Annotated in this window: 24 protein-coding genes; 14 read left to right on the top strand and 10 right to left on the bottom strand. The window is 65.5% G+C overall.

Annotated features, from left to right (window positions below; translation table 11 throughout):
• Positions 1–26: 26 nt before the first annotated feature.
• The 6 genes from egtA to H0P51_RS26665 all read left to right on the top strand — a co-directional run bounded on the left by egtA (position 27) and on the right by H0P51_RS26665 (position 8,682).
• Positions 27–1,316 (top strand): ergothioneine biosynthesis glutamate--cysteine ligase EgtA, encoded by a 1,290-nt coding sequence (gene egtA / locus H0P51_RS26690; protein ID WP_180915785.1) that lies wholly within the window; start codon positions 27–29, stop codon positions 1,314–1,316.
• Positions 1,313–2,584, top strand: coding sequence for an ergothioneine biosynthesis protein EgtB (egtB, locus tag H0P51_RS26685; RefSeq protein WP_180915784.1), 1,272 nt, complete (start codon positions 1,313–1,315; stop codon positions 2,582–2,584). Before egtA ends, egtB begins: the two co-directional genes overlap by 4 nt.
• Complete coding sequence (egtC, locus tag H0P51_RS26680; protein ID WP_180915783.1) at positions 2,584–3,300, top strand: ergothioneine biosynthesis protein EgtC; 717 nt, start codon at positions 2,584–2,586, stop codon at positions 3,298–3,300. Before egtB ends, egtC begins: the two co-directional genes overlap by 1 nt.
• Positions 3,297–4,262 carry an L-histidine N(alpha)-methyltransferase gene (gene egtD / locus H0P51_RS26675; protein ID WP_180915782.1) on the top strand — a complete coding sequence of 322 codons (966 nt, stop codon included), beginning with the start codon at positions 3,297–3,299 and terminating at the stop codon, positions 4,260–4,262. Before egtC ends, egtD begins: the two co-directional genes overlap by 4 nt.
• A gap of 12 nt (positions 4,263–4,274) precedes the next feature.
• Entirely contained in the window at positions 4,275–5,387 is a 1,113-nt protein-coding gene (gene egtE, locus H0P51_RS26670; protein WP_180915781.1) for an ergothioneine biosynthesis PLP-dependent enzyme EgtE, read from the top strand.
• Between the two features lie 184 nt (positions 5,388–5,571).
• Positions 5,572–8,682, top strand: a complete 3,111-nt coding sequence (locus H0P51_RS26665; protein ID WP_180915780.1) for a PPE family protein — start codon at positions 5,572–5,574, stop codon at positions 8,680–8,682.
• Positions 8,683–8,699: 17 nt separating this feature from the next.
• On the opposite strand, the gene H0P51_RS26660 is transcribed toward H0P51_RS26665, so the two are convergent.
• From H0P51_RS26660 to H0P51_RS26650, 3 genes are all read right to left on the bottom strand, one after another.
• Positions 8,700–9,368, bottom strand: coding sequence for a class I SAM-dependent methyltransferase (locus H0P51_RS26660; RefSeq protein WP_180915779.1), 669 nt, complete (start codon positions 9,366–9,368; stop codon positions 8,700–8,702).
• Positions 9,369–9,448: 80 nt separating this feature from the next.
• Positions 9,449–10,933, bottom strand: coding sequence for a glutamate-cysteine ligase family protein (locus H0P51_RS26655; RefSeq protein ID WP_180915778.1), 1,485 nt, complete (start codon positions 10,931–10,933; stop codon positions 9,449–9,451).
• Between the two features lie 18 nt (positions 10,934–10,951).
• Positions 10,952–11,746: a class I SAM-dependent methyltransferase gene (locus H0P51_RS26650; protein WP_180915777.1), complete on the bottom strand. Its 795-nt coding sequence runs from the start codon at positions 11,744–11,746 to the stop codon at positions 10,952–10,954.
• A 106-nt stretch (positions 11,747–11,852) separates the two neighbouring features.
• On the opposite strand from H0P51_RS26650, the gene glpK reads away from it, so the two are divergent.
• Positions 11,853–13,319 (top strand): glycerol kinase GlpK, encoded by a 1,467-nt coding sequence (gene glpK / locus H0P51_RS26645; protein WP_246398924.1) that lies wholly within the window; start codon positions 11,853–11,855, stop codon positions 13,317–13,319.
• 40 nt (positions 13,320–13,359) lie between these two features.
• Here the strand turns inward: glpK and H0P51_RS26640 are convergent, their stop codons facing one another.
• Positions 13,360–14,070: a PadR family transcriptional regulator gene (locus tag H0P51_RS26640; RefSeq protein ID WP_180915775.1), complete on the bottom strand. Its 711-nt coding sequence runs from the start codon at positions 14,068–14,070 to the stop codon at positions 13,360–13,362.
• Between the two features lie 162 nt (positions 14,071–14,232).
• Between H0P51_RS26640 and H0P51_RS26635 the strand changes: the two genes are divergently transcribed.
• Complete coding sequence (locus tag H0P51_RS26635) at positions 14,233–14,616, top strand: hypothetical protein (RefSeq protein WP_246398235.1); 384 nt, start codon at positions 14,233–14,235, stop codon at positions 14,614–14,616.
• Positions 14,617–14,628: 12 nt separating this feature from the next.
• Here H0P51_RS26635 and H0P51_RS26630 read toward each other — a convergent pair whose 3' ends face one another.
• The gene (locus H0P51_RS26630) at positions 14,629–15,534 is read right to left on the bottom strand and encodes an RDD family protein (RefSeq protein WP_180915774.1); all 906 of its coding nucleotides are present in this window, start codon (positions 15,532–15,534) and stop codon (positions 14,629–14,631) included.
• A 60-nt stretch (positions 15,535–15,594) separates the two neighbouring features.
• Here H0P51_RS26630 and H0P51_RS26625 point away from each other — a divergent pair, with 60 nt between their 5' ends.
• The gene (locus tag H0P51_RS26625; protein ID WP_180915773.1) at positions 15,595–16,587 is read left to right on the top strand and encodes a stage II sporulation protein M; all 993 of its coding nucleotides are present in this window, start codon (positions 15,595–15,597) and stop codon (positions 16,585–16,587) included.
• An 87-nt stretch (positions 16,588–16,674) separates the two neighbouring features.
• Here H0P51_RS26625 and H0P51_RS26620 read toward each other — a convergent pair whose 3' ends face one another.
• Genes H0P51_RS26620 through H0P51_RS26600 form a run of 5 tightly spaced genes read right to left on the bottom strand, consistent with a single transcriptional unit; the run spans position 16,675 to position 22,075 of the window.
• Positions 16,675–17,997: a DUF58 domain-containing protein gene (locus H0P51_RS26620; RefSeq protein ID WP_180915772.1), complete on the bottom strand. Its 1,323-nt coding sequence runs from the start codon at positions 17,995–17,997 to the stop codon at positions 16,675–16,677.
• The gene (locus H0P51_RS26615; protein ID WP_180915771.1) at positions 17,997–18,950 is read right to left on the bottom strand and encodes an AAA family ATPase; all 954 of its coding nucleotides are present in this window, start codon (positions 18,948–18,950) and stop codon (positions 17,997–17,999) included. Before H0P51_RS26615 ends, H0P51_RS26620 begins: the two co-directional genes overlap by 1 nt.
• The gene (locus tag H0P51_RS26610) at positions 18,947–20,104 is read right to left on the bottom strand and encodes a DUF4350 domain-containing protein (protein ID WP_425488930.1); all 1,158 of its coding nucleotides are present in this window, start codon (positions 20,102–20,104) and stop codon (positions 18,947–18,949) included. Before H0P51_RS26610 ends, H0P51_RS26615 begins: the two co-directional genes overlap by 4 nt.
• Positions 20,086–20,736, bottom strand: coding sequence for a DUF4129 domain-containing protein (locus H0P51_RS26605; protein ID WP_180915769.1), 651 nt, complete (start codon positions 20,734–20,736; stop codon positions 20,086–20,088). The genes H0P51_RS26610 and H0P51_RS26605 overlap by 19 nt, the downstream gene beginning before the upstream one ends.
• Positions 20,737–20,749: 13 nt before the next feature.
• Positions 20,750–22,075 carry a DUF7847 domain-containing protein gene (locus tag H0P51_RS26600; RefSeq protein WP_180919246.1) on the bottom strand — a complete coding sequence of 442 codons (1,326 nt, stop codon included), beginning with the start codon at positions 22,073–22,075 and terminating at the stop codon, positions 20,750–20,752.
• Here H0P51_RS26600 and H0P51_RS26595 point away from each other — a divergent pair.
• The 5 genes from H0P51_RS26595 (at position 22,074) to H0P51_RS26575 (ending at position 26,473) form a co-directional block, all read left to right on the top strand.
• Positions 22,074–22,538, top strand: coding sequence for a GatB/YqeY domain-containing protein (locus tag H0P51_RS26595; RefSeq protein WP_180915768.1), 465 nt, complete (start codon positions 22,074–22,076; stop codon positions 22,536–22,538). The two genes, H0P51_RS26600 and H0P51_RS26595, sit on opposite strands and share 2 nt — an antisense overlap.
• Before the next feature lie 223 nt (positions 22,539–22,761).
• The gene (locus tag H0P51_RS26590; RefSeq protein WP_180915767.1) at positions 22,762–23,748 is read left to right on the top strand and encodes an LLM class F420-dependent oxidoreductase; all 987 of its coding nucleotides are present in this window, start codon (positions 22,762–22,764) and stop codon (positions 23,746–23,748) included.
• A 43-nt stretch (positions 23,749–23,791) separates the two neighbouring features.
• Complete coding sequence (locus tag H0P51_RS26585) at positions 23,792–24,724, top strand: SRPBCC family protein (RefSeq protein WP_180915766.1); 933 nt, start codon at positions 23,792–23,794, stop codon at positions 24,722–24,724.
• A gap of 2 nt (positions 24,725–24,726) precedes the next feature.
• The gene (locus H0P51_RS26580) at positions 24,727–25,896 is read left to right on the top strand and encodes a zinc-dependent alcohol dehydrogenase (protein WP_180915765.1); all 1,170 of its coding nucleotides are present in this window, start codon (positions 24,727–24,729) and stop codon (positions 25,894–25,896) included.
• Between the two features lie 13 nt (positions 25,897–25,909).
• Positions 25,910–26,473: a type 1 glutamine amidotransferase domain-containing protein gene (locus H0P51_RS26575; protein ID WP_180915764.1), complete on the top strand. Its 564-nt coding sequence runs from the start codon at positions 25,910–25,912 to the stop codon at positions 26,471–26,473.
• Positions 26,474–26,570: the final 97 nt, after the last annotated feature.

Genomic DNA, 26,570 nt, shown 5'->3' with positions numbered 1-26,570 from the left:
CCCAGCTGCCCCGGAGGGAGCGTGACATGACACGCATCGCCACCACCAACCCCGCAGCCGTAGCGTCGCAGCTGGAGCTGATAGACACCGAGCTGACCGGCTCGGCGGCCGCCGCCCGCCACATTGCAGAAGGTTGCTTGGTCGACGGCCCACTGGGCAAGGTCGGTCTAGAGGTCGAGGCGCACTGTTTCGACCCGGGCCATCCGCACCGCCGGCCAGGATGGGACGAGATCGCCGACGTCCTCAAGTGGTTGCGGCAGCTGCCGGGCGGCAGCGCAGTAACGGTGGAACCCGGTGGTGCCGTGGAACTTTCAGGCCCGCCCGCCGACGGCGTGCTGTCGGCCATCGAGGCGATGCGCACCGATCAGGCGGTGCTGGGCTCCGCGTTCGCCGACGCCGGGCTTGGGCTGGTGTTCCTCGGCGCCGACCCGCTTCGGGCGCCCGCGCGGATCAACCCGGGCGCCCGCTACCGCGCGATGGAGCAGTTCTTCGCGGCCAGCCACAGCGGCGCGGCGGGCGCCGCGATGATGACTTCGACCGCGTCGATCCAGGTCAATCTCGACGCGGGTCCGCAGGCAGGATGGGCCGCGCGGGTGCGGCTGGCCCACGCGCTGGGGCCGACGATGATCGCGATCGCCGCCAACTCACCGATGCTCAGTGGCGAGTTTTCCGGATGGCAGTCCACCCGTCAGTGGGTGTGGGGTCAGATGGATTCCGCGCGGTGCGGGCCCATCCTGGCCGTCAGCGGCGACGATCCCGCTACCGACTGGGCTCGGTATGCGCTCAAGGCTCCCGTGATGATGGTGCACGCCCCCGACGCCGTGCCGGTCACGCATTACGTCGCCTTCACGGATTGGGTGGACGGTCTGGTGCTGCTCGGGGACCGTCGTCCCACCGTCGCTGACCTCGAATACCACCTGACCACCCTATTTCCGCCGGTCCGGCCGCGGCAGTGGCTGGAAATCCGCTACCTGGACAGCGTTCCCGAGACGATCTGGCCGGCGTTGGTGTTCATGCTGACCACCCTGCTCGACGACCCGTTCGCCGCTGACCTGGCGGCCGAAGCCGTCGAACCGGTCGCGACGGCTTGGGACATCGCGGCCCGGCTCGGGCTGCGGGATCGGCGGCTGTGGACCGCCGCCAACCGGTGCGTGGGCATCGCGGCCGAGCGGGCGCCGGCGTCGCTGGCCGACGGGATGCGGCAACTAATCCGCAACGTCGAAACCGGACGCAGCCCGGCGGACGACTTCGCCGACCAAGTGGTCGAGCACGGCATCGCCGCCACGGTCGCACGGGTAGCGGCAGGGGAGCCGTGACCGCACGGGAACGGCTTGCCGGCGAGCTGGAGCGGGCGCGCGACCGCACGCTGCGGTTGGTCGACTTCGACGACGACGAACTCCGGCGGCAGTACGACCCGCTGATGAGCCCTCTGGTGTGGGACCTGGCGCACATCGGCCAGCAAGAAGAGCTGTGGCTGCTGCGCGGCGGCAGCCTGGATCGGCCGGGGCTGTTGCCGCCGCGGGTGGAGGAGCTTTACGACGCGTTCGTGCATTCCCGCGCCAGCCGCGTGCAGCTGCCGCTGCTGTCTCCGACGGAGGCCAGGACGTACTGCCGCACGGTGCGTTCGGCCGCACTTGACGCCTTGGGCACGCTGCCGGCCGACGCCGACGACTTCCAGTTCGGCCTGGTCGTCAGCCACGAGAACCAGCACGTCGAAACCATGCTGCAGGCATTGAATCTGCGCACTGGAGCGCCGCTGCTGCGGGACGCCGCAACGCTGCCAGCGGGCCGCGCAGGTGTGGCGGGGACGGCCGTGTTGGTGCCCGGTGGCCCGTTCGTCCTGGGCGTTGACGCCGCCGACGAGCCGTACTCGCTGGACAACGAACGCCCGGCGCACGTGGTCGATGTTCCGGCCTTCCGGATCGGCCGAGTGCCGGTCACCAACGGCGAGTGGCGCCAATTCGTCGACGATGGCGGTTACGCGCAACCGCGCTGGTGGACCAGCCGCGGCTGGCAGCACCGGGAGCGGGCAGGCCTGACGGCGCCCCAGTTCTGGAACGCCGGCACCCGCACCCGGTTCGGCCAGGTCGAGGACATTCCCGCCGACGAACCGGTACAGCACGTCAGCTATTTCGAGGCACAGGCCTTCGCGTCGTGGGCCGGCGCCCGGCTGCCCACCGAGATCGAATGGGAGAAGGCGTGCGCCTGGGATCCGGCGACGGGTTCCCGCCGTCGCTACCCCTGGGGCGCCGAGGCGCCGTCCGCCAACCACGCCAACCTGGGCGGTGCGGCTTTGGGCCCGGCTCCGGTCGGCGCGTACCCGTCCGGGGCTTCGGCGTACGGCGCCGAGCAGATGCTGGGCGACGTCTGGGAATGGACCAGCTCGCCGTTGCGGCCGTGGCCCGGATTCGTGCCGATGATCTACGAGCGCTACTCTCAGCCATTTTTCGGCGGTGATTACCGGGTGCTGCGCGGGGGATCCTGGGCGGTGGAGTCGGCTATCCTGCGGCCCAGCTTCCGCAACTGGGACCACCCGTACCGTCGCCAAATTTTCTCCGGCGTGCGCCTTGCGTGGTCGGTCTGATGTGCCGGCACCTGGGCTGGCTCGGCGCTCCAGTCGCCATTTCCTCGCTGGTGCTCGATCCGCCGCAGGGTCTGCGGGTGCAGGCGTACGCGCCGCGCCGACAGAAACACGGCCTGATGAATGCGGACGGTTGGGGCGTGGGCTTCTTCGATTCGTTGTCGCAAGGCGGTACACCACGCCGGTGGCGCAGCGCGGCGCCACTGTGGGGGGACAGCTCGTTCGCCTCGATTGCTCCTGCGCTGCACACTCATTGCATGGTGGCGGCGGTGCGGTCCGCGACGGTCGGGATGCCGCTCGAGGCCACCGCGACCGCGCCGTTCACCGACGGGCGATGGCTGATGTCGCACAACGGTGTCGTCGACCGTGCCGTGCTGCCACTGACCGTCCAAGCCGAATCGGTATGTGATAGTGCGGTTCTGGCCGCGACGATCTTCGCCAACGGGCTGGACGCCCTGGGCGAGACCATCACGGCGATCGGTGCCGCCGACCCGGGGGCTAGGCTGAACATCTTGGCGGCCAACGGTTCTCGGCTGCTCGCCACCACGTGGGGCGATACCTTGTACAGTCTGCGCCGCGACGACGGCGTGGTACTGGCCAGCGAGCCCTACGACGACGATCCCGCCTGGGAAGATGTCCCCGATCGCCACCTGGTGCAAGTCGACGGTGGCGGCGTGACGGTGAGTCCGCTGGACCACAAGCCGAAAGGATCCCGATGACGCTGACACTGTCGAATCACCTTGCCGAAGACGCCGCCCTGCGCGCGCTACGGCGGGATGTGTTCGTCGGACTGCAGCAGACACCGAAATCGTTGCCGCCCAAATGGTTCTACGACGACACTGGCAGCGAGCTGTTCGATCAGATCACCCGGCTGCCGGAGTATTATCCGACGCGCACCGAGGCCGCCATTCTGCGCGCCCGCGCCGCCGAGATCGCGACCGCCAGCCAGGCCGACACGCTGGTGGAGTTGGGCAGCGGTACCTCGGAGAAGACCCGGATGCTGCTCGATGCGCTGCGTGAGCGCGGGGTGTTGCGCGGGTTCGTGCCGTTCGATGTCGACGCCGGAGTCTTGTCCGCGGCCGCTGGTGCCATTCAGCGCGAATACGGAGGCATCGAGATCAAAGCTGTCTGCGGCGATTTCGAGGAACACCTGACCGAGATCCCCGACGGCGGCCGCCGGCTGTTTGTGTTCCTGGGCTCCACGATCGGCAACCTGACTCCCGGCCCGCGCGCGGAGTTTCTGGCGACCTTATCGGACGTGATGCGGCCTGCAGACAGCCTGTTGCTGGGCACCGACCTGGTCAAGGACGCCGAACGGTTGGTCCGGGCGTATGACGACGCCGCCGGTGTGACCGCACGGTTCAACCGCAATGTGCTGGCGGTGATCAACCGGCAACTCGACGGCGATTTCGATGTCGACGCCTACCAGCACGTGGCCCGGTGGAACGCCGAACAGGAACGCATCGAGATGTGGCTGCGGTCCGTTCGCCGGCAGCGGGTGCGGGTCGCGGCGCTGGATCTGACCGTTGACTTCGACCGGGGCGAGGAGATGCTGACCGAGGTGTCGTGCAAGTTTCGTCCGGATGCGGTTCGCGCCGAATTGGCAGCAGTCGGCCTGCAAGCCACCCGGTGGTGGACCGATGCCGCAGGGGACTTCGGTTTGTCGTTGGCCACCAAATGAGCGGCGGCGGAAATGGTTGAACCGCTGGCTGAGAGGTGGCGGGCGGCCCGCCCACCGTTCGCGGGTCTGCACCTGGACAACGCGGCCTGCTCGCGGCAGAGCTTCACCGCACTGGACGCGGCCGCCCGGCATGCCGTGCACGAGGCTGAGGTTGGCGGCTACGTGGCGGCCGAGGCGGCCACGCCGGTGCTGGATGCGGGCTGTGCCGCGGTCGCGTCGCTGTGCGGCCTTCCGGAGGCCACTGTGGTTTTCACCACCGGTTCGCTAGACGCACTGGATCTGTTGCTGGGCAGTTGGCCCACGGCAAAGCGCACGTTGGCCTGCTTGCCCGGCGAGTACGGCCCGAACCTGGCCGTGATGGAGGCGCATGGGTTCGAGGTGCGGCGGCTGCCGACACTCGGCGACGGCCGGCTGGCGCTCGACGACGCCGCGTTGGAGCTCGAGGAGAACCCGCCCGACCTGCTGCACCTCACCCCGGTGGCGAGTCACCGTGGCATCGTGCAGCCACTGGCGATGGTGGCCAGGTTGTGCCGGGAGCTAGGGGTGCCGCTCGTGGTGGACGCCGCTCAGGCCTTGGGGCAAATCGATTGCGCGGTGGGCGCCGATGTCACTTATTCGTCGTCGCGCAAGTGGCTCGCCGGGCCGCGCGGGGTGGGGGTGTTGGTCGGGCGGCCCGAGCTGCTGGCGGGGTTGACCCCGCGCCTGCCATTGCCTTTCGGCTTCGGTGAAGCGAATGTTGCTGCGCGGGTGGGGTTTTCGGTGGCAGTTGGTGAATATCTTTCGTGCGAACCGGAACAGGTGCGTGCTCGGCTGGCCGAGTTGGGTGCGATAGCGCGCGGGCTGCTCGCCGACGTGCCGGGTTGGGCGGTGGTCGAGGAGGTCGAGGAGCCCAGCGCAATCACCACATTGGCGCCACTGGACGGCGCCGATCCCGAGGTGGTGCGGTCCTGGTTGTTTGCTGAGCGCGGCATCCTCACCACCTTCGCAGGGATACCGCGGGCGCCGCTGGAGCTGACGGCACCGGTGCTGCGTATCTCACCCCACGTCGACACCACCGCTGATGAGCTGGAGATGTTCGCCGAAGCGCTTATCGAAGCCACGGCGGCGACCGCTGCTCAAAATTGACGAGACCGTCACGCGGCCCGGAGTAGCTGTTCCGCGCAAGAAGTCGTGAAAACACCTCACTGGTTTTGGTGCATATTGCGCGTGTGTGGAGTAACTTCTCGCTCGGTACGGATTGGAGTCAACGGGTGGACACCTCCCGCTCCTGCTCCAAATCGCTTTGCCGGAACTCGGTGGAAGGTGCTCGATGAACTTTTCAATATTGCCACCCGAGATCAATTCGCTGCGCCTATTCACCGGCGCGGGACCAGGTCCGCTGTTGGAGGCAGCCTCCGCATGGGACGGCCTTGCCGTCGAATTAGCCACGGCCGCAGAATCTTTCACTTCGGTGACATCCGGGTTGACTGGTCAGGCCTGGCAGGGCCCGGCGTCTGTAGCGATGGCGTCGGCGGCGCTACCGTACGCGGGGTGGTTGAGCGAAGCGGCCACGCAGGCGTCCGGCGCGGCAGCGCAGGCCAAAGCGGTGGTCAGTGTCTTCGAGTCGGCGGTGGCCGCGACCGTGCATCCGCTGGCCGTGGCGGCGAATCGCTCGGGTTTCGTGCAGCTCGTAATGTCCAACCTGTTCGGGCAGAACGCACCGGCGATTGCTGCGGCAGAGGCCGTGTACGAGTCGATGTGGGCGCAGGATGTGGCCGCGATGTTCGGCTACCACGCCGGTGCGTCGGCGGCCGTAGCCGCGTTGACGGAATTCACCATGCCACTCCAGGGATTGCTAGGGGGTATCACCACTCAACTGTCCAGCGTGTCGAGTGCGGCCGCAGCCTCACCGACACTTCAGCTCACGCTGGGCCTGGCGAATGTCGGTGCGAACAACTTCGGGTTCGGCAACGTCGGTAACGGCAATATCGGCAACGGAAACCTCGGCCAGTTTAACTTCGGTACCGCCAATCTGGGCGGCTGGAATATCGGTGCCGGCAACCTGGGCACGTCTAATATCGGGTTTGGAAACATCGGTCTCGGCAACAAGGGTCTTGGCAACAATGGTAACTTCAACATCGGCTTCGGACTTACCGGTAATAATCTGGTAGGACTGGGTAATGCTTACTATGATATGGCATCCGGCCAGTTCCATTTCAACGGCCTGAACTCCGGTAGCGGCAATATTGGCTTCGGCAACTCCGGCACCAATAACATCGGCTTCTTCAACTCCGGAAACGGAAACTACGGCCTTTTCAACTCAGGAAGCTTCAACACTGGTATCGGAAACTCCGGGATAGCCAACACCGGATTCCTTAATCCCGGGTTTGTAAACTCCGGTGCGTTCAACACAGGTATCGCCAACACCGGTACTTACAACGCCGGAAATTACAACACTGGCGACTTCAATCCCGGTTCCTACAACACGGGTAGCTTCAACATCGGCAACACCAATACCGGTTACTCCAACTGGGGCAATTACAACACTGGTGCGCTCAACACCGGCAATATGAACAACGGGATCGGCTGGACTGGAGACCGGCAAGGCGGAGTCGTCTTCGCGATCACCACGCCCGATATCCAACTCCCTCCGGTCGACATCTCCGCCATCTTGGTGGGTGCATTCAACACGCCGCAGATCGTGATTCCGCCGATCACCATTCCCGCGTACACGACGCCGGCGAACATCAATGTTTTCCCGTTCGACCTACCTGCCATCAACATTCCGCCGATCAATATCGGAGCGTTTGCGTCGCCGAGTGTCCTAGTGGGCGCCTTTGCCTTGCCACAGATCACTATTCCGCCGATCGACATCGGCGAATTCGCCTCGCCCGTAACTGCACTAGTGGGAGCGTTCAGCACGCCGCAGATCACCATCCCGCAGATCACCATTCCGGCCTACACGACGCCCGCCAACGTCAACATCGGTGCTTTCGGGCTGCCGTCGATCGGTATTCCGTCGATCGACATTCCCGCCTACACCACTCCGGCGGGCGTCAATATCGGTAACTTCAGCCTGCCTTCGATCGGTATTCCATCGATCACGATCCCTGCCTACACCTCGCCATCCGGAGTTCACGTGGGTGGCTTTAACCTGCCATCGATCACAACGCCGAATATTGCGGTCCCGGGTATACAACTACCCCAGATCATTATACCGCCACTTCAATCTCCACTGATCACGATTACTGGGTGGAGCTTGCCGACGGTAACCGTTCCGCAGATCAATCTTCCCGCAGTGACAATCAATCCTTTCATCAACATCGCGGGTGGCGGTCAGACACTGATTAGCCTCGTCACCGGAAATCTCGTGGCCCCGAATTATGACATCAAGCTCCAATCATTCAATATCCCGATATCCCTGGGCCTCAGTTCGGGTAGCTTTATCGGCGCGTTCACCTTCCCGAGCATCACTATTGGCGCGATGACCCTACCGACCATCAATATCAGTAATAACGGTGGCGACTACATAATCCCGTCCATTGGGCTGTCCGGGTTCAATATCCCGTCGATCACGATCGATCCCATAAGTGTGAGCGGCTTCGACCTGCCCACTATCGGCTGGCCGCAGTTCACGACACCGGCATTGACGATCCCGCCGATCGAGCTGGGCAGCTTCGACCTGCCGCAGGTCGGTTGGCCCGCGTTCTCCACACCGGCATTGACGATCCCGCCGATCGAGCTGGGCAGCTTCGACCTGCCGCAGATCAGTTGGCCAGAGTTCCAAACACCGGCGTTGACCATCCCATCGATCGGGATCGGCCAGTTCCTGCTTCCGCAGTTCACCTCGTCGGCGTTCTCACTGCCGCAGGTGGGAATTCCGCCGATTTCACTCGGCGCATTCGACTTGCCGCTGATCAATTCGGATGCGTTCAGCCTGCCAGCAATCGCGATCCCACCCATTCACATCGGCCAGTTCACATTGCCGCAGATCAGCTGGCCCGAGTTCCAGACGCCGCCATTGGTCATCCCGCCCCTGGGGATCGGAGCCTTCAACCTGCCCGACATCTACATTCCCAGCATCCATCTACCGAGCCAGAAGCTCTTCGAATTCCAGATCCCCCCGACGCCGGGCTTCGGCAACACCACCGACGACATCTTCACCACGTCAGGCTTCTTCAACACCGGTGGGGGTAACAGCTCGGGCTTCTTCAACAACGGTACGGGTGTCTCGGGCTTCTGGAGCGGCAACCCGTTGGGGCTCCTCGGCGCATCGGGCTACAACGTCTTCGGCGAAGGATCCTCGGGTATCGGGGTTCTGGGCAGCGCTGTCTCGGGAATCAACAACATCGGGACGCTGCCGGCCAACGTAAGCAGCTTCGTGTCAGGCCTGCAGAACATTGGTTCCCACCTCGCCGGGATCCTCCTGCAGAACTACTGAGTCGAGAAGGCGAACTTTCAATCCGCTTTGTGGGCCGTCAACAGGTAGGCGGGCATCATGACCCTGTCCTTTTCGTCCCGCGGGTGCGGCCACGCTGGAGCGTCCGGCAGCTCGGGCATGTTGGCGTGGATGAACGCCGGCCGGATCTCATCGATCTCCCAGTATTGGCTGACCGCACTGCGCAATTCGTCTTCGTCGACCTCGTTGGGCTTCGTCTCCAGTTCGGCAGGGAAGGCGCCCTTGGCGAACACTAGCACGTAAAACGCGGCCCCCGGCGCGGCCGCCCGGTGCACCGAACTTAGGTACCCGTCCCGGCCCTCGACCGGAAGCGAGTGAAACAGCGTGCTGTCGATCACGGTGGAGAATCGTCCGTCGTGTCCGCCGAACGAGGTGATGTCGGCCTGTTCGAAAGTGGCGGTTGTCAGTCCGCGTTCCCGTGCGGCCTCGGTGGCCGCCGCGACGGCCGTCGGGGTGAGGTCGACGCCGTGCACGGTGTAGCCGTGGGCGGCCAGCGTCAGCGAGAGTTCCGCGTACCCGCAGCCAGCGTCCAGCACGTCACTGCGGATCTTGTCGTCGGCGATCAACGCGGCCAGTTCCGGCTGAGGTTCGCCGATGTTCCATGGCGGCGGGCCCTCGAAGGCGCCCTGTTGCTTATATGCGTCGTCCCAATCCATTACCTCAGACATGACTCCCAACGTACGCCCGTCGCATACCCAGACCAATGTCGAGCGGTCCGGCAATACTGTCAAGCTGACTTGTGACGAATTCAGCTGAGCCGATGCGTATCCCAAGTGTGTACCGGCTCGTTGGCGTGCATGTGCTCGCAGTAGCGGCGCAGCATCTCGGCGAGCGCCCGCGGCCGGGTCATCCCGCTGTCTTCGAGTGCGCCGACGGTCAAGACCTGCCAGCTCGCGCCGTTACGTCCGGCCTTAGCCCGGCCCTCGATCACGCCGAGGAAGTGCTCACGCACCTCAGTGTCGACGCCCCACCGCCGTAGCCCTTCATGAGCCATCGGCAGCAGAGTGTCGAGCACGAGTTGTCGTGCGCCGACTTCGCCGAGGCCCGGCCACTGCAGCCTTGCCTCGATGCCATGCCGAGCGGCCTTCAGGAAATTATGCTGTGCCGCAGCAAAATTCAGCTCTGACCAGACCCGCTGCCGGTCTTCTGACATGGTCCGAAGCGCGCCGTAGAAGAACGCTGAATTCGCAAGCATGTCTATGACACTCGGGCCGGCCGGCAGGACTCGATTCTCCAGCCGCAGATGCGGACGACCCTGCACGACGTCGTACACCGGCCGGTTCCACCGGTAGACGGTGCCGTTGTGTAACCGCAACTCGGACAGTTGCGGACACCGCCCAGCGGCGAGTTCGGCGACCGGGTCCTCATCGGACAATTCCGGTAGCAACGATGGGAAGTAGCGGATGTTCTCCTGGTAGAGATCGGTGACGGAGGTGATCCAACGTTCGCCGAACCACACCCGGGGTCGCGCGCCCTGGGTTTTCAGCTCTTGGGGCCGGGTGTCGGTGGACTGAGTGAACAGTTCGATGCGCGTTTCCGCCCAGAGTCGGTGGCCGAAAAAGTAGGGGGAGTTGGCACCCAGCGCCAGCTGGGGACCGGCCAGAACCTGTGCGGCATTCCAGTTTGCGGCGAAGTCGTCTGGGGCTACCTGTAGATGCAATTGCATACTGGTACAAGCGGATTCCGGTGCGATGGAGGCGGCCTTCCAGCTCAGCGGTTCCGGGCCGGAAATATCGATCGGGATGTCTTCGCCGCGGGCGTCGAAGATCGAATCGTTGAGGGCCGTGTAGCGCGTCGACTCACTCATCCAATTGTCATGCAGATGTTCAGCCATCAGCGTGGGCAGTATGCCGATCATCACGATGTGCGAGCCGCGTGCGTTGGCCTTTATCTCCGCGTCGTTGAGGCTGGACCGGACCTCGGCTTCCAGTTCCAGTCCGGTGTGCCCGCGCAGCATGCGGGGCGGCACGTTGAATTCGATGTTGTAAGCGCCTAATTCGCTCTGGTAGGCGGGGTCAGAGATCGCATCCAGCACGACTCGGTTCGACATCGCCGGCTGGTAGTCTGCGTCCACCAAGTTGCATTCGATCTCCATGCCGGTGAGCGGCTGCTCGAAATCGAAGGGTGTCCGGGCGAGCATTGTCTCGAAGACATCCAGACACAGTTGCACCTTGCGTCGGTATGCCCGTCGTTGCTGCCGGTCATACGTGACGTGTTTGACTTCGTCACCCACATCGCCGATGCAACAGGTTTACCAGGCGCTGCGCAACCGGCCCGGCTTAGCGGCGGCGACCGCGATCTGGGGCAGCGGGCGACGCGAGCTGTGAAAGACTCGTCCGCCCCGCAGTGAGACGTCGATCCCGGGGTCCGCGTGCTGCGCCAGCGCCAGCAGCGCCGACGGGCTGTAGGACCGTAGCGAGCTGATCACGCCGTCATGCGACCAAGGGAACATCATCCACGGCATGACGAGCGCCAACCTGACCAGGTGTAGCGGCGGCGCCGCCCGAGGCAGATCGACGATGACCAATTTTCGCGCGACGCGGGTCCCTTCGGCGAATACTTTCGACGCCGCCGTCGGGGGCAGGTGGTGTAGGGACAGCGAGAAAACCGCGAGGTCGTAGCTGTCGTCCGGCAAGTCGATGGCGGTGGCATCCATGGCGCAGACGGTGGCCCGCGGATGCGAGCCCAGGTCGCCGGCGCCGATCGACGCCACCAGAGAGGTATCGATATCGGTGATGGTCAGTTGCGCATTGGCGTGCATTGCCAGCAACGTTCGCGACAATCCACCGTGGCCGGCGCCGAGTTCGAGGATCCGGGGTGCCGGGACAGCGGGGATTTCGTCGAGTACGACGCGAGCGATTGTGTTGTGGAAACCGAACAGTCTGCCCATTCGGTCCAGGGACCGGATCGCCGCACGCTTCCTGCGTTCGACATCGGCGCGGTCGATGTACTCCAGCCGGTCGGTCTCGAGCCAGCGGTCTAGCCGCGACGCGCCGGGTCCCCCGCGTGGCATCCGCTCGATGTCAATGGCCACATGAGCAATCATGGACGATTGCACATAGTGTCCGCCGCCAGCCCCTAGGAGACCTTCGTTGGCCGAGTCCTCAGACTTCATCGCAGCCATCGACCAGGGCACCACCAGCACTCGGTGCATGATCTTTGATCACGGCGGCGCCGAGGTGGCCCGTCACCAACTCGAACACGACCAGATCCTGCCCCGTGCGGGCTGGGTGGAGCACAACCCGGTGGAAATCTGGGAGCGCACTGTCTCGGCGTTGATGACGGCGTTGAACTCGTCCAATATCGCTGCGAAAGACATTGCCGCACTGGGTATCACCAATCAGCGTGAGACGACGTTGGTCTGGAACCGTAAGACCGGCCGGCCGTACTACAACGCGATTGTCTGGCAGGACACCCGCACCGACCGCATCGCTACGGCGCTGGACCGTGATGGGCGTGGCGACGTGATCCGCCGCAAGGCGGGTCTGCCGCCGGCGACCTATTTCTCGGCCGGAAAGTTGCAGTGGATCTTGGAGAACATCGACGGGGTGCGCGAGGCCGCGCAGCGTGGCGAGGCGTTGTTTGGTACTGCCGACAGCTGGCTGCTGTGGAATTTGACCGGCGGTCCGCGAGGGGGCGTGCATGCCACCGATGTGACTAACGCGAGCAGAACCATGCTGATGAACCTGGAGACGCTGGATTGGGACGACGAGCTGCTGTCCCTGTTCGACATCCCGCGGGAGATGCTGCCGAAGATCGAAGCTTCCTCGCCGTTGGAACCGTTCGGTGTCACCGCGGAAGCCGGTCCCATCGGTGGCGAGGTGCCGATCGCGGGGGTGCTGGGCGACCAGCACGCCGCGATGGTGGGTCAGGTGTGCCTGGATTCCGGCGAGGCCAAAAACACCTATGGCACCGGCAATTTCCTTTTGTTGAACACTGGCGAAACCATTGTGCGCTCCGAGAACGGGCTGTTGACCACGGTCTGCTATCAGTTCGGTGGTGCCAAACCCGTGTACGCACTCGAGGGTTCGATTGCGGTAACGGGATCGGCGGTGCAGTGGCTTCGTGACCAGCTCGGCATTATCAGCGGGGCCGCGCAGAGCGAGTCGCTGGCGCGACAGGTCGCGGACAACGGTGGGGTGTATTTCGTCCCGGCGTTCTCCGGGCTGTTCGCCCCGTATTGGCGCTCCGACGCGCGCGGCGCGATCGTCGGGTTGTCGCGGTTCAACACCAACGCGCACCTTGCCCGCGCGACATTGGAGGCGATCTGCTACCAGAGCCGCGACGTGGTGGACGCGATGGCGGCTGATTCCGGTGTGCGCCTTGAGATCTTGAAGGTAGACGGCGGTATCACGGCCAACGCCTTGTGCATGCAGATCCAGTCCGACGTGTTAGGGGTGGACGTTGTGCGCCCGGTGGTCGCGGAGACCACCGCGTTGGGTGCTGCCTACGCGGCGGGCCTTGCGGTCGGCTTCTGGAGTGGTCCCGACGAGCTGCGCGCCAACTGGCAGGAGGACCGGCGCTGGACGCCGACTTGGGACGACGACCAACGCGCGCAGGGTTATGCGGGCTGGCGGAAGGCGGTGCAGCGGACCCTGGACTGGGTTGACGTGTCTTGAGCTCGTCTTCGTCCAGGGCCCGCTGCCGGGTTGTCGGATCTCAGTCTTCGCCGAGGATGCCGTAAATCTCGCGGCGCGCATTGTTGAGCACGTCGACGATGCGCTGCTGTTGCTCAGTGCTTGCCGCCTGGGCTGACTGCCCGACGGCGCCAAACAGCTGGCGCGCAGCGGTGCGGAGGTTGATGTGCGCCGGGTCCACGCCTTCGGCGATCTCGTCCCATGGCGGTGTCTCGACCTTTTCCGCGGCGTTGCGGCCTTCGTCGGTCAGCTCGAATAGCTTCTTGCTGCCGTCGGTTTCATTTGCGGTGATCAATCCTTCGTCGTCGAGCAGTTGCAGCGTTGGGTACACCGAGCCCGGGCTGGGCTTCCAGATTCCGTTGCTGCGCTCGGCGATTTGCTGGATCATCTCGTAGCCGTGCATGGGCCGCTCGGCGAGCAGCACCAGGATGGCCGCGCGGACGTCGCCGCGACGGCTACGGCCACCGCGACGGCCTCCGCCCCGCGGGCCGCCGAACCCTGGCCGGCCGAAGCCGAAGCCAGGACCGCCGAAGCCGGCGCCTGGCCCGAAGCCGGGGCCGCCGAAGCCGGGGCCGAACGGTCCGTCGTGTCCATCGGCGTTTTCCCGCAGGTTCTCCAGGAATTCCCGGCGGGCTTGCCGCCTGGCGCCGTGGAACGCACGGCGGTGTCCGGGTCCGAAGCCGAACCCTTGGGTTCCGAAAGGGCCGGCGGGAGGTGTGAATGGGGTGTTCATGTTGGTAGTCCTTCTAAGGCTCGGGGAGGCGCCGACCGACGCACTCCGATGTGTTTGCGACTATCACGATATATCGTAAACTAACGCGATGCAACGTCGGGAGCCTCTCAATTTCGGATGCCTCCTGTTTGCAACCCAGTGCGGCCGGGTAGCAAGTGACCCATGACTGGGAACAATCGCGACCTCGCGATGCATACAGGTCCCAGCCGTGACAGCGATCCGGCCGGGGACCACCGGGGCAAGGCTCGGGCGCGGGTCAACTGGGTGTTGGCCCTGCTCACAGTGCCCGCGTCCGCCATTGTGATGCTTTTCGCGCTGGGGGCGGTGATGAGTACCGATTCCTGTACCGAGAGTCGCTGTCCGCATCTGGGTGCCGGGTTGAACTTCGACGTAGCGTTTTACGGCCCACCTGTGGTGGCGCTGCTGGTGATCGTCGTCTCGGTGTTCACCGCCAAGCGGCGCGCAGGTGTAGTGGTGCCGCTCGGTGGATTAGCGCTGCTCGTCGCCGACGTCGCATTTCTCGCGGTCAGCGTGGCGCAGTTCTAACTTTTCGCCGGTTCAGCTCGGCGCGGCGAAGCCGCCGACGTCCGACGCTTCAGGAGGCGCTTGAGATTGCGGCTGGGTGGCCGAGGTTTGTGCCGGAATCGGCGCAGGTGGCCAGCCCTGTGGCATGGGTGGGGGCCAATTCGGTGGGACCATGGCCGGTGCTGCCACCGGCGCTGCGGCCGGACGCATTCGGGCCAGCTCGCGCCGGTGTCGCTCAGCCAGTACTGCGGCCAGTACCAGCTGGGGTGGCACGCCGGGCGGGGGCGGAGGCGCGACGCACGCGAGCACGTCACCGGCAATCCGGTACGCCATCTGCTCACGTAGCCGCGGATCGAGTTGCATTGCCCGAGAAAGGAATTGGCGCGCCACCTCAGCCTGGCCAGCGCTGAGGCCGGATAGTTGCAGTGCAGCCGCCCAGCCCGCCAACTGCGGTGGCATCATGGGCGGCGGCGCCAGGCGGGGTCCTCGCTCGCTGACCACCACTGTGCCGGCGAACAAGTCACCGACCCGTTTGGCTTTCGGTGAGAACAAGCTGCAGATGACAGCCGGACTACCCAGCAGCATCCAGATCTCCACCACTGCGGCGAGGGCCCGGAACAACGCCTGCCTGAACCGCTCCGGCCCACCGTCGTCGGACACGACACGCAGTCCAAGCGCCATCTTGCCCAGCGATCGGCCCCGCGTCAGGGTCTCCATCGTGACCGGGTAGCCAACCATGGCCAGCACCGTGAAGATGATGATGAACGCGACGATCCACGCCTCGTCCATCTGCGACATCGCCGCGGCGGCGATCATCAGGCCAACGAAGTAGAAAACGAACACCACGGTGACGTCGAGCAGAGCGCTGAGTGCGCGCACCGGCAGTTGCGCAATCTGGACATCGAGTACTACCGCGTCCCCCGTGACCACCTCGGACATACTGGGAACGCTACAGGCTTCGGCCGGTGCACCCGCCGTGCCGATGGGTAGGCTGCCCGAGTGGACGTTGACGCGTTCTTGCTGACCCACCGGGGCACGTGGGACCGGCTCGACCAGTTGATCAAGCGGCGGCGTTCGCTCGACGGCGCTGAGATCGACGAACTCGTCGAGCTCTACCAGCGGGTGTCCACACACCTGTCGATCCTGCGGTCGGCGTCCTCGGATTCCACGGTGACCGGGCGGCTATCCAGCCTGGTTGCGCGTGCCCGGGCTGCGGTCACGGGCGCGCACGCGCCGATGAGCAGCACCTTCGTCCGCTTCTGGACGGTGTCGTTTCCGGTGGTTGCGTACCGCGCCTGGCGTTGGTGGCTGGCCAGTGCGGTGGGCTTCTTTCTCATTGCCACGGTCATGGGCTACTGGGTGGCCGGAAGCCCGGAAGTGCAGTCCGTCGTCGGGACACCGACCGAGATCAACGAACTGATCAACCACGACGTCGAGTCTTACTACAGCGAGCATCCCGCCGCGGCGTTCGCCCTGCAGGTCTGGCTGAACAACTCCTGGGTGGCCGCCAAGTGCATCGCGATGTCGGTCGTGTTGGGCCTGCCGATCCCATTCATTCTGTTCGAGAACGCCGCGAACGTGGGTGTGATCGCCGGGCTGATGTTCCCCGCGGGCAAGGGCGGACTGCTGCTAGGGCTGCTGCTACCCCACGGGCTGCTTGAGCTGACCGCGGTGTTCCTGGCCGCTGGGGCCGGAATGCGGCTGGGCTGGTCGGTGATTGCGCCGGGGGATCGGCCGCGCGGCCAGGTGCTGGCCGAGGAGGGACGCGGCGTCATCTCGGTGGCCGTCGGGCTGGTGGGTGTGCTGCTGGTATCCGGGTTGATCGAGGCGTTGGTGACGCCGTCGCCGCTGCCGACGTTCGCGCGGATCGGCATCGGCGTGCTGGCCGAAGTAACGTTCCTGTCGTACATTGTCTACTTCGGCCGGCGTGGCGTGGCCGCCGGAGAGACCGGGGACATCGAGGACGCACCCGACCTCGTCCCCACTTCCTGAGCTGACCTCGCCCTTCCCCGCGCCGAAAGTGAATCTCCCGACGGGACATGCCGCTGAGGCGTCGCGGAACTCACGTTGGGCGCGGTGTTAGAGCTGGCCGCTGGCCTTCATCGCCAGATAGCGGTCGGCCAGTCCGGGCGCGATCTCCGACGGCGGCGCGTCGACCACTTCCACCCCGCTGCGGCGCAGCCGGGAGGCGATGGCCCGCCGCTCATTGCGGGAGCGTTCGGCCGCCGCAGCGTCGTACACTGCCGCGGCATCGGAACGACCGGCGGCAAGCTGGTCGACGCGGGGGTCGGCCACCGCCGCCACTAGCACATGATGCTTGGTCGATAACTGCGGGAGCACCGGGAACAACCCCTCGTCGAGCGCGGTTGCGTTCAGGTCGGTCAGCAACACCACCAGCGACCGCCGTCGTGTCCGCCGCAGAATAGTGGCAACCATTGCCCGCCAGTCGGATTCGATCAGCGCAGGCTGCAGCGGAGCCATCGCGTCGACCAGCTGAGCCAGCAGTTCGGTGCGTGATGCGCCGAACACCGCGGCCCGGCTCACCCGGTCGTGGGCCAGGAATTCGACGTGATCCCCGGCGCGAGAGGCCAACGCCGCCAACAAGAGTGTGGCGTCCATCGCCCAGTCCAACCGGGGCCACCCGGCCGGGTCGCTTGCGGTCGGATCGACCCCGACCCGGCCCGCCGCCATCCGCCCGGTGTCGAGAACGATCACGACGCGACGGTCTCGTTCGGGCCGCCAGGTGCGGACCATCACGTCGGTGCGACGCGCGCTGGCCCGCCAGTCGATGGACCGTACGTCATCACCGACGACATACTCACGCAGCGAGTCGAATTCGGTTCCCTGGCCACGGATCAGGGTGGGCAGCAACCCGTCGATCTCCCGCAGCTTGGCCAGCCGTGCTGGCAGATGCTTGCGAGACAGGAACGGCGGCAGCACCCGGACTTTACCGGGCGTCGGCTGTGAATATTGCCGTCCCGCAAGACCTAGCGGACCGATCGATCGCGCCGTCACCACGGTCGCGCGCTGGTCGCCGCGACGAATCGGAGTCAGCTGGGTGTCGAGCTGCTGGTGCTGACCCGCCGCAATCGCCAGTCGGTGCACGCGCGGTTCGGCCTGCGCGCTGGGCGGCCACGCGTCGCGAACCTGTCCGCGAAACCGGCGCCGGCCGTTGTTGTGAATCAGTATGCGGGCCTGGGTGGTCTGGCCGAGCCGGACCGAACTATTCGGCGAACGGGTGAATCGCAGTCGCCGCGGGCTTGCCGCCAGCGCCATGTCGACAATCACCAATATTGTCAGCGTCACGAGCAGGGCAACAAAAGCCTTTGCCGGCCAAGGCGATACCGCGATCGGCAGGACGCAGATCAGCGCCAGCAACCCGGTTCGCCCGGTCAGGACCATTACCGTGGGACCTGGACCGAGGCCAGGATGCCGTCGAGCACGCCATCCGGTGTGGCGCCCTCGAGCTCGGCCTCCGGACGCAGCATGATCCGGTGCCGCAGCGTCGGACGGGCCATCGCCTTGACGTCGTCGGGAGTGACGTAGTTGCGTCCCGACAGCCACGCCCAGGACCGAGCGGTCCCCAACAGCGCGGTGGCACCGCGTGGCGATACGCCCAGCTGCAGGGCCGGCGACGAGCGGGTGGCCCCGACGATGTCGACGATGTAGCCGAGGACCTCGTCGGCGATCAGCACCTGGCGCACCGCCTCTCGCCCGGCCGCCAGCTCCTCCGGGCCGGCCACCGGTTTGATGGCGGAGAGGTCACGCGGATCGAAACCGTGCGCATGCCGGCCGAGGATGGCGATCTCGGCGTCTCGCGGTGGCAGCGTCACGTTCAGTTTGAGCAGGAAACGGTCCAGCTGCGCCTCGGGTAGCTGATAAGTGCCCTCGTACTCGATCGGGTTCTGGGTTGCGGCGACGATGAACGGGTCCGGTAGCGGTTTGGGCTGCCCGTCCACGCTGACTTGACGCTCCTCCATCGCCTCCAGCAACGCGGCCTGGGTCTTGGGTGGGGTGCGGTTGATCTCGTCGGCCAGCAGCAGGTTCGTGAACACCGGGCCGGGCCGGAAGGCGAACTCCGCGGTGTGGGTGTCGTACACCAACGACCCGGTGACGTCGCCGGGCATGAGGTCCGGGGTGAACTGCACCCGCTTGAACTCCAGTTGCAGGGCCGCGGCGAGCGCCCGGACCATCAGCGTTTTGGCGACTCCGGGAACGCCCTCCAGTAACACGTGCCCGCGGCAGAGCAGGGCGATGACCAGGCCGCTGACCACGCCTTGCTGCCCGACCACGGCCTTGCCGATTTCGTTGCGTAAGCCCAGCAGTGCTTCGCGTGCCGGATCCGGTTGTGTCACGAGTGGGTGACCTGCCTTTCGATATCGTCGAGCGCGAGAGCGAGATTTCTGAGGTCGCTGTCGTTGTTCGGTGGTGGGCCGTACAGGTGGTACTGGACGAAGTCCGGGTCTGCCCCGCAGCGTTGCGCAACGGTCGTCACCACCGATGGCGGGGTCGAGTTGGGGCCTAGACCGAGCCGCGGGACCAGACGTTGCAGCGTCGCGGTGCGCAGGGCGTCCGCGGCACGGTCCCGGGCCCGACGGGATCGGTACAGCCGACCCCGGCCCTCGACGGTTTCCGAAGCGCGGACCACGACCGGCAAGTCCTCGGCGACCAGCGGACCCACCCGTCGGCCCTTCCACACTGCCACCAGCACAACTACCAGCCACAACTGCCAGATCATCCACGTCACGTTGTCCGGGATGAGATCCATGATCGAGTTGTGCGACGACGTGTGCCCTTCGGCATGCTGGGGTGCGAACCACACGACGCGCGGCCGCATGCCGGCCAGGTTCATCGCCAACGCGGCGTTGCCCTGGTCGAGCAGTCCGTCATTGGTCATGAACTGGCTGCTGCCCACCACCGTGACGGTTCGGTTCCCGTCGCGGTAGCTGACCAGCGCCCCGCCGTAGCAGCTGACCAGGTCGAGTTCACCCCTGGCCCGGTAGGCGTTACTCGATCCGAAGTTCACGGAGCCAGCCCTATTGGCTTGCGGCAAAGAGCAATTAGGTTCGGTGGCGAACTTGTCTGCACTGCCGGCGCGTAGCTGCGGCGTCAACGCTGTGCGGGCGCGAGCGGTGGGCTCGACCAGCAGCAGGTCACCGGGGACTTTGGCCAGCCGCGCCAGCAGGGTGTTGTCGCTCAGATGGTGGGTTTGGGCCACCAGCACCAGCGTGTCGGGGCGTGCCGCATGTTCGACGTCGTCGAGGGTGTCGGCGACAACGACCTCGACGCCGTGATCGCGCAGCAGCGCCACCAGGGCGTGTGCCCCCGACGAGCTGGTGGCCTCTGGGTCCATCGTGCCGCCGGGACGCGGCGCGGTGAGGTAGGTGGTGATGGTAGCGACGATCGCGATGGCAGTCAGCGCCAACACGATTGCGCGCCACGGGCGTCGTGGCCGCGCGACCCCGTTGGATACTCCGGGCGCTGTGGCGGTCATCGGATCTGCGCCCAAGAGTTCGCTGTCGCGGGTTGTTGCACCGTCGAGACGGCGGTGACCCGCGAGCGGAGGTGGTCGTCGAGGTCGGCGATCATCTGGTACCCGGCCTGCGTACCGGGTCGTTCGCCGTATGTGACGTCGTTGAAAGCCATTGCCGCCTGCGTCAATTCGCCCGACAGATGAGGAAGCGCCGCACCGGCGTCGGAGGCTAGCTCGTTGGCGGTGCGGCCGGGAACCTGGCTCAGCACGCCGGTCTCTTCCAGTTCGCGGGCGACCGCGCGAAGTCGGTGTCGAATCGCCGCTGACCAGTTTTCTTCGGCGGCAAAGCTTTCTGCGGTCGCTCGATGCTGGGCCGCGGTCAGTTGACCGGCGTCGAACAGTTCGTAGTCGGTGCCGCGGTTGGTGCGCATGGTGCGTCGGGCGAGGTGAATCGCCGCGGCCAGGGCGATCGCCACCAGGATGGACAGGACGGTGACGGTGAACCAGCCGCCGGGCACCGACGAGGTCTTCTGCAGGACCCGGAACAGAAACTCGCTGACCTTGGCGAAAATCTCGTCGGTGAGCGAGTGCTTAGGGTAGATCGGCTTGCTCAGTTCGCGTTGCGCGGCCTCGTGGGCGGCATCGCGGTCGATGTCTATGGCGGGCACCGTTTGCTTTCCGTCAGAAGGGCCGGGTCAGCCAGAGGTTGTCGGTAGACGCCAGCGCGGCGGGTCCACCAGCCGCGCCGGTCTGCAGCACTAGGTCGAACGCCTCGGCACGGATCCGGCGGTCGGTGTACAGCAGCACCACCACCCCGGCGAGGAAGGGCTCGGTGACGATCTGGCTGATCGCATTCCCGATGGTCGTCAACGTCGCGCCGATGAGAAGCGCAGTGAGGTTCGCGTTGCCGATAGTCACGATCTCGCCGACGATGCTGAAGGGTGCCGAGAGGGCGCCGCCGACCACGGCCACCACCAGGCTAGCCAGCAGGCGGATGCCCAATACGCGCCAGAAGCCGTTGCGCACCAACGCGAATGATCGTGTGATGGCGTCGAAGACCGGCATTCTTTCCAGCACGATCAGTACTGGGGCGAAAATCAGGACTGTGTAGGCGTACGCCAGCAGCACCAGCATCAGGAGCAGTACGGGGAACCCGACCAGGACCGCAATGCCAGCGTTGGCTGCCACCGCGACACCCACCAGGATCACCACCGCCAGCCCGACGATCACCGCTAACCCCGTGGCCTCCAGCAAGGCCAGCCCGAGCAGTGCAAGCAGACGACCGCGCACCTTCGCCCAGGCCTCGCCGATAGTGATCGGGGATCCGAACACCGCCCGCCCGACGACTACGGTCAACATCCCGCTGACCAGGATGCCGCCCAGCCAGGCGACGAGGGCGCCGCCGGCCAGCGAGGCCAGGTATGCACCCATCGCACCGGCTCTCGCGTTCGACTGGCTGGAGTCGAATCTGCTGATTGCGGTAATCGGCCCGATGGTGGCCAGTAGCGAGATGACCTGCACGACGACGACCACCGCCGCGGTTAGACCCAGCGTGGCCATCGGGTTGGCGCGGATGTAGCTGACGGCGCCGTTGAAGATGTCGCTGAGCGTCAGCGGCCGCAGCGGGATGATGCCGGGTTTGGCCGCACCCGGCGCCAGCGGGGGACCGTAGCCAGGCGCCAGCGGGGGGCCGTAGCCCGGCGGTGGGGCGCCGTAGCCGGGAGGTGGGACTTGGTAGCCCGGCGGTGGGGCGCCGTAGCCGGGAGGTGGGACTTGGTAGCCCGGCGGTGGAGTCTGGTAGCCGGGCGGTGGGGGACCGTAGCGCGGCAGTGGGGTCGCGTATGCCGGGAGCGGGCCGTAGGCCGGCGGCGGCTCTCCCGGGGAAGCAGGCGGCAGCGTGCTCACAGTCCGAAGCGGCTGTCGTCGTCGGTCATGTTGTCCATCCTGTCGGCGGTCGCTGCATTTCTCAACGTAGGTGTAGCGAGGTAGGTCTAGCGTCTCAGGTATGGCGGAACTCAAAGCACGGCTTCGGACCGACCTCACCGAGGCGATGAAGACGCAGGACAAGTTACGGACGGCGACGCTGCGCATGCTGCTGGCCGCCATCCAGACCGAGGAGGTCTCGGGTAAGCAAGCTCGAGAGCTCACCGACGATGAAGTCCTCAAAGTGCTCGGCAAAGAGTCGCGCAAACGCGGCGAGGCGGCCCAGATTTACACCCAGAACGGACGCGGTGAGCTGGCCGCCAACGAGCACGCAGAGGCGCGGATCATCGACGAATACCTGCCGACGCCGCTGACCGACGCTGAGGTGGTCGACGTCGTCGAGACCGCGATAGCCCAGGTCGCCGAGTCGCTCGGCCATCGGCCCACCATGAAGGAGATGGGCCAGGTGATGAAGGTGGCCACTGGCATCGCCGAGGGGAAGGCAGACGGTTCGCGGTTGTCGGCGGCCGCAAAAGATCGGCTCTGAGCGCCCCCGTAGGTCCGCTCTTCCTGCTCGCTCGCGAGATTCGGATCGGCGCTGCGGAACCTCCGCGTCTTCGCCCGTTCGATGTGATCCTGTTCGTCATGTCCGGTAGTGGGGCGTTAGCCCTGACGACCTGGGTCGACATGGGCTGAATTTGCCCGCAAACCCGCCTCCGTTGTGAACATGGCGCCCGTTTGCGGCCCCCGGCCCGGGGTACCCGGGGAATATGGCACGGTTCGGCTATACCCTGATGACGGAGCAATGCGGCCCGAAACAGCTTGTGCGCGATGCGGTTACGGCCGAGCAGCGGGGCTTCGATTTTGAGGTCTGCAGCGATCACTTCTCGCCGTGGCTGGCAACGCAGGGCCACGCGCCCAATGCGTGGGCCGTGCTGGGAGCGGTGGCGCATGTCACTGAACGGGTAGACCTCTACTCCTATGTCACCTGCCCGACTATGCGCTACCACCCGGCGGTCGTCGCACAGCAGGCGGCCACCGTGCAGATCCTTGCCGACGGGCGATTCACCCTCGGTCTGGGTAGCGGCGAGAATCTCAACGAACACGTTGTCGGCAAGGGCTGGCCGGCCGTCGAGCGCCGGCAGGACATGCTGCGGGAAGCCATCAAGATCATCCGCGAGCTGTTCGGCGGCGAACTGGTCAATTGGCGCGGTGAGTACTTCCAGGTCGATTCCGCGCGACTGTGGGATCTGCCCGAAGCGCCGCCCGGGATCGGAGTGGCCATGGCCGGCGCGAAAGGCGTGGAGAAGTTCGGCAAGCTCGCCGACCATCTGATCGCCGTGCAACCCGACAAGGACTTGGTGGACACCTGGTATACGGCTCGGCATAGTGGTGGCCCGCCCGGCGCGGGACGCGTAGTGGGCCAGATACCCGTGTGCTGGGATCCCGATCGCGACGCCGCGATCGAGCGCGCGCATGAGCAGTTCCGATGGTTCGCGGGTGGCTGGACGGTCAATGCCGACCTGCCCACCCCGGCCGGCTTCGCCGGCGCGACCCAGTTCGTGCGGCCCGAGGACGTCGCCGACAGCATTCCCTGCGGGCCAGATCTGGACGCGATCGTGGAGGCGGTAAAGCCCTACTGGGAGGCTGGTTTCAGTGACATTGCGCTCATTCAGATCGGCGGCGAGCATCAGGAATTGTTCTTGAAAGAAGCCGCCGAGCCACTGCTCGACGCGCTGCGGGTGGCGTCGAACTGAGGACAGCGAGTTTGGGTGACCAACGCGCGGGTATCGCTTGGCGATGAATGATTCCGCAACGAACAGGACCGCGATCCTCGTAAAGGGGTTAGGCGTAGCCAGTTTGGGCTTGGGCCTGTCCGAAATCCTGGCGCCCTCGAGTGTCGCCGCGGTCGCCGGCGTCGACGCCACACGACGGTCACGGGCGGTCATCAGAGCACTCGGCGTACGCGAATGCGGGCATGGCGCAGCACTTCTGGCCGGTCCGCCGCGATGGGCGTGGACCAGGGTCGCCGGAGATGTCCTGGACGTCGCGGTGCTGACGGCGGGTGTCGCACGCCGCGCCTCGGGGAGACGTCGCCGCGGCATCGTCGCAGGGATGGCACTCGCTGTCATCGGTGGCGTCGACCTGTACGCCGCGTTGCGCACCAGTCTCGGCGATGCACATCCACGTCACGCCGACAACCAAAGGCATGATTGCCTACGTGCGGCCATCACCGTAATGCGCTCTCCCGACGAGGTTTACGGATTCTGGCGCGACTTCGCCAACCTGCCCCGCTTCATGTATCACCTCCAATCGGTTACCGACGGCGGCGACGGACGGACGCACTGGGTGGCCAACGCACCGATCGGGCAGCCGGCGCAATGGGACGCGCAGATCATCGAGGACGAACTAGGCAAGCGCATCGCATGGCAGTCGCTGCCGGGCTCGGGCATCGACAACAGCGGAACTGTCGAATTCTCGCCCGACAACTCGGGTAATGGCACCGAAGTCCGCGTCACCATCGGATATCAGCTGCCGGGGCGTGCGCTGGGCAAGGCGGCGGCGGCACTGCTCGGTGAATCGCCAGACCAGCAAGTCAACGACGACCTGCGGCGTTTCAAACAGATCCTGGAAACGGGCCAGGTGATTCGTTCCGACGGATCACCCGAGGGCACCGTGGCAAAACGTCAGCTGCACCAGCAAGCCGCCCAGCCGGTCGGCAGGGAAGGGTAGTCATGAAAGCCACGATTTGGGCGGGACGCAATAGCGTTGAAGTGCAATCTGTTCCGGACCCCACGATACTCAATGACCGCGATGCCATCGTTCGGGTTACCTCGACGGCAATCTGCGGATCGGATCTACACCTCTACGACGGCTACATCCCCACCGTCAAGCATGGCGACGTGCTAGGCCACGAATTCATGGGCGAGGTTGTCGAAGTCGGCAAGGGCGTGCCAAACCTAGCGATCGGTGATCGGGTTGTCGTTCCCTTCCCGATCGCCTGTGGCGCTTGTTCGGCGTGCCAGCACGAGCTGTATTCGTTATGTGAGAACTCCAACCCGAACGCCGGAATCGCCGAGAAGTTGATGGGCCATTCGCCGGCTGGCCTGTTCGGCTATTCGCACATGTTGGGCGGATTCGCCGGCGGGCAAGCGGAATACGTGCGGGTGCCGTTCGCCGACGTAGGTCCACTGAAGATTGGCGAGGACGTCACCGACGACCAGGCACTGTTCCTTTCCGACATTCTGCCCACCGGTTACATGGGGGCCGAGATGTGCGATATCGCGCCGGGCGAGGTGGTCGCGGTGTGGGGCGCCGGACCTGTCGGCCTTTTCGCGATGGTGAGCGCGCTGCTGTTGGGCGCCGGGCAGGTGATTGCGATCGACCGGGTGCCGTACCGGCTTGAACTCGCACAGCGCCTGGGTGCGACACCGCTGAATTTCGCGGAAACGTCAGTGCTGGACGAATTGCGTGACCTGACCGCCGGCCGCGGGCCCGACAAGTGCATCGACGCTGTCGGCATGGAGGCCCGCAACGGCTCTTCCGTGGTGGACACTTATGACCGGGTAAAGCAGGCTGTCCGACTGGAAACCGAACGGCCACATGCCCTTCGGGAGGCCGTGATGAGTTGCCGCAACGGCGGTACCATCTCGATCGTCGGGGTGTACGGCGGTCTGATGGACAAGTTCCCGATCGGTGCGGTGATGAACCGTTCGCTCACCATTCGGACAGGGCAGTGCCATGTGCAGCGTTATATGCGACCTCTGCTCGAGCGGATTCGCGGCGGTGACATCGATCCCACCGTGATCATCAGTCATCATCTGCGGCTCGATCAGGCCCCGCACGGGTACGAAATCTTCAAACACAAGCAGGAGAGTTGCACCAAGGTGGTGCTCAACCCATAGAGGAGCACAAATCATGTCGAACGACTTGACTGGCAGGAAGATTGCGATCTTGGCCGCCGACGGCGTAGAGAAGATCGAACTGGAGCGTCCCCGCGACGAGCTGACGAAGGCGGGCGCGCAGGTCGAGTTGCTGTCGCTGAAAGACGGCGAGATCGAAGCACGCAACCACGATTTGGAGCCGGCCGGAACGATTCCCGTTGATCGGGCTGTTTCGGGTGCATCCGTGGGCGACTACGACGGGCTGATCCTGCCCGGCGGCACCGTCAATCCCGACAAACTGCGACTGGACGACTCCGCTGTCGCGTTCGTCCGCGATTTTGTCGACTCCGGTAAGACGGTCGCGGCGATCTGCCACGGGCCATGGACGTTGGTCGAAGCCGGTGTGGTCGCCGGCCGCAATCTGACCTCGTATCCGAGCATCCGCACCGATCTGCGCAACGCCGGCGCCCGGGTGGCCGACGAAGAAGTGGTGGTGGACGGCAACCTGATCACCAGCCGATCGCCGAAAGATCTGGACGCCTTCTGCTCGGCCATTTTGCGGCAATTGACGCAGGCAGCTGCGGGTTCGTCGCTGTAACGCCGCAGCAGGCAGGTCGGCCGCTATACGGTTTAACCCGATGATTATCGGGCATTAAAACGGCAGGCCGTGACCGCCACGGCAACGGCAAGAGAGG

It is taken from the genome of Mycobacterium vicinigordonae (assembly GCF_013466425.1).
Lineage (GTDB): Bacteria > Actinomycetota > Actinomycetes > Mycobacteriales > Mycobacteriaceae > Mycobacterium > Mycobacterium vicinigordonae.
This window is presented reverse-complemented; position numbering and strand designations above follow the sequence as displayed.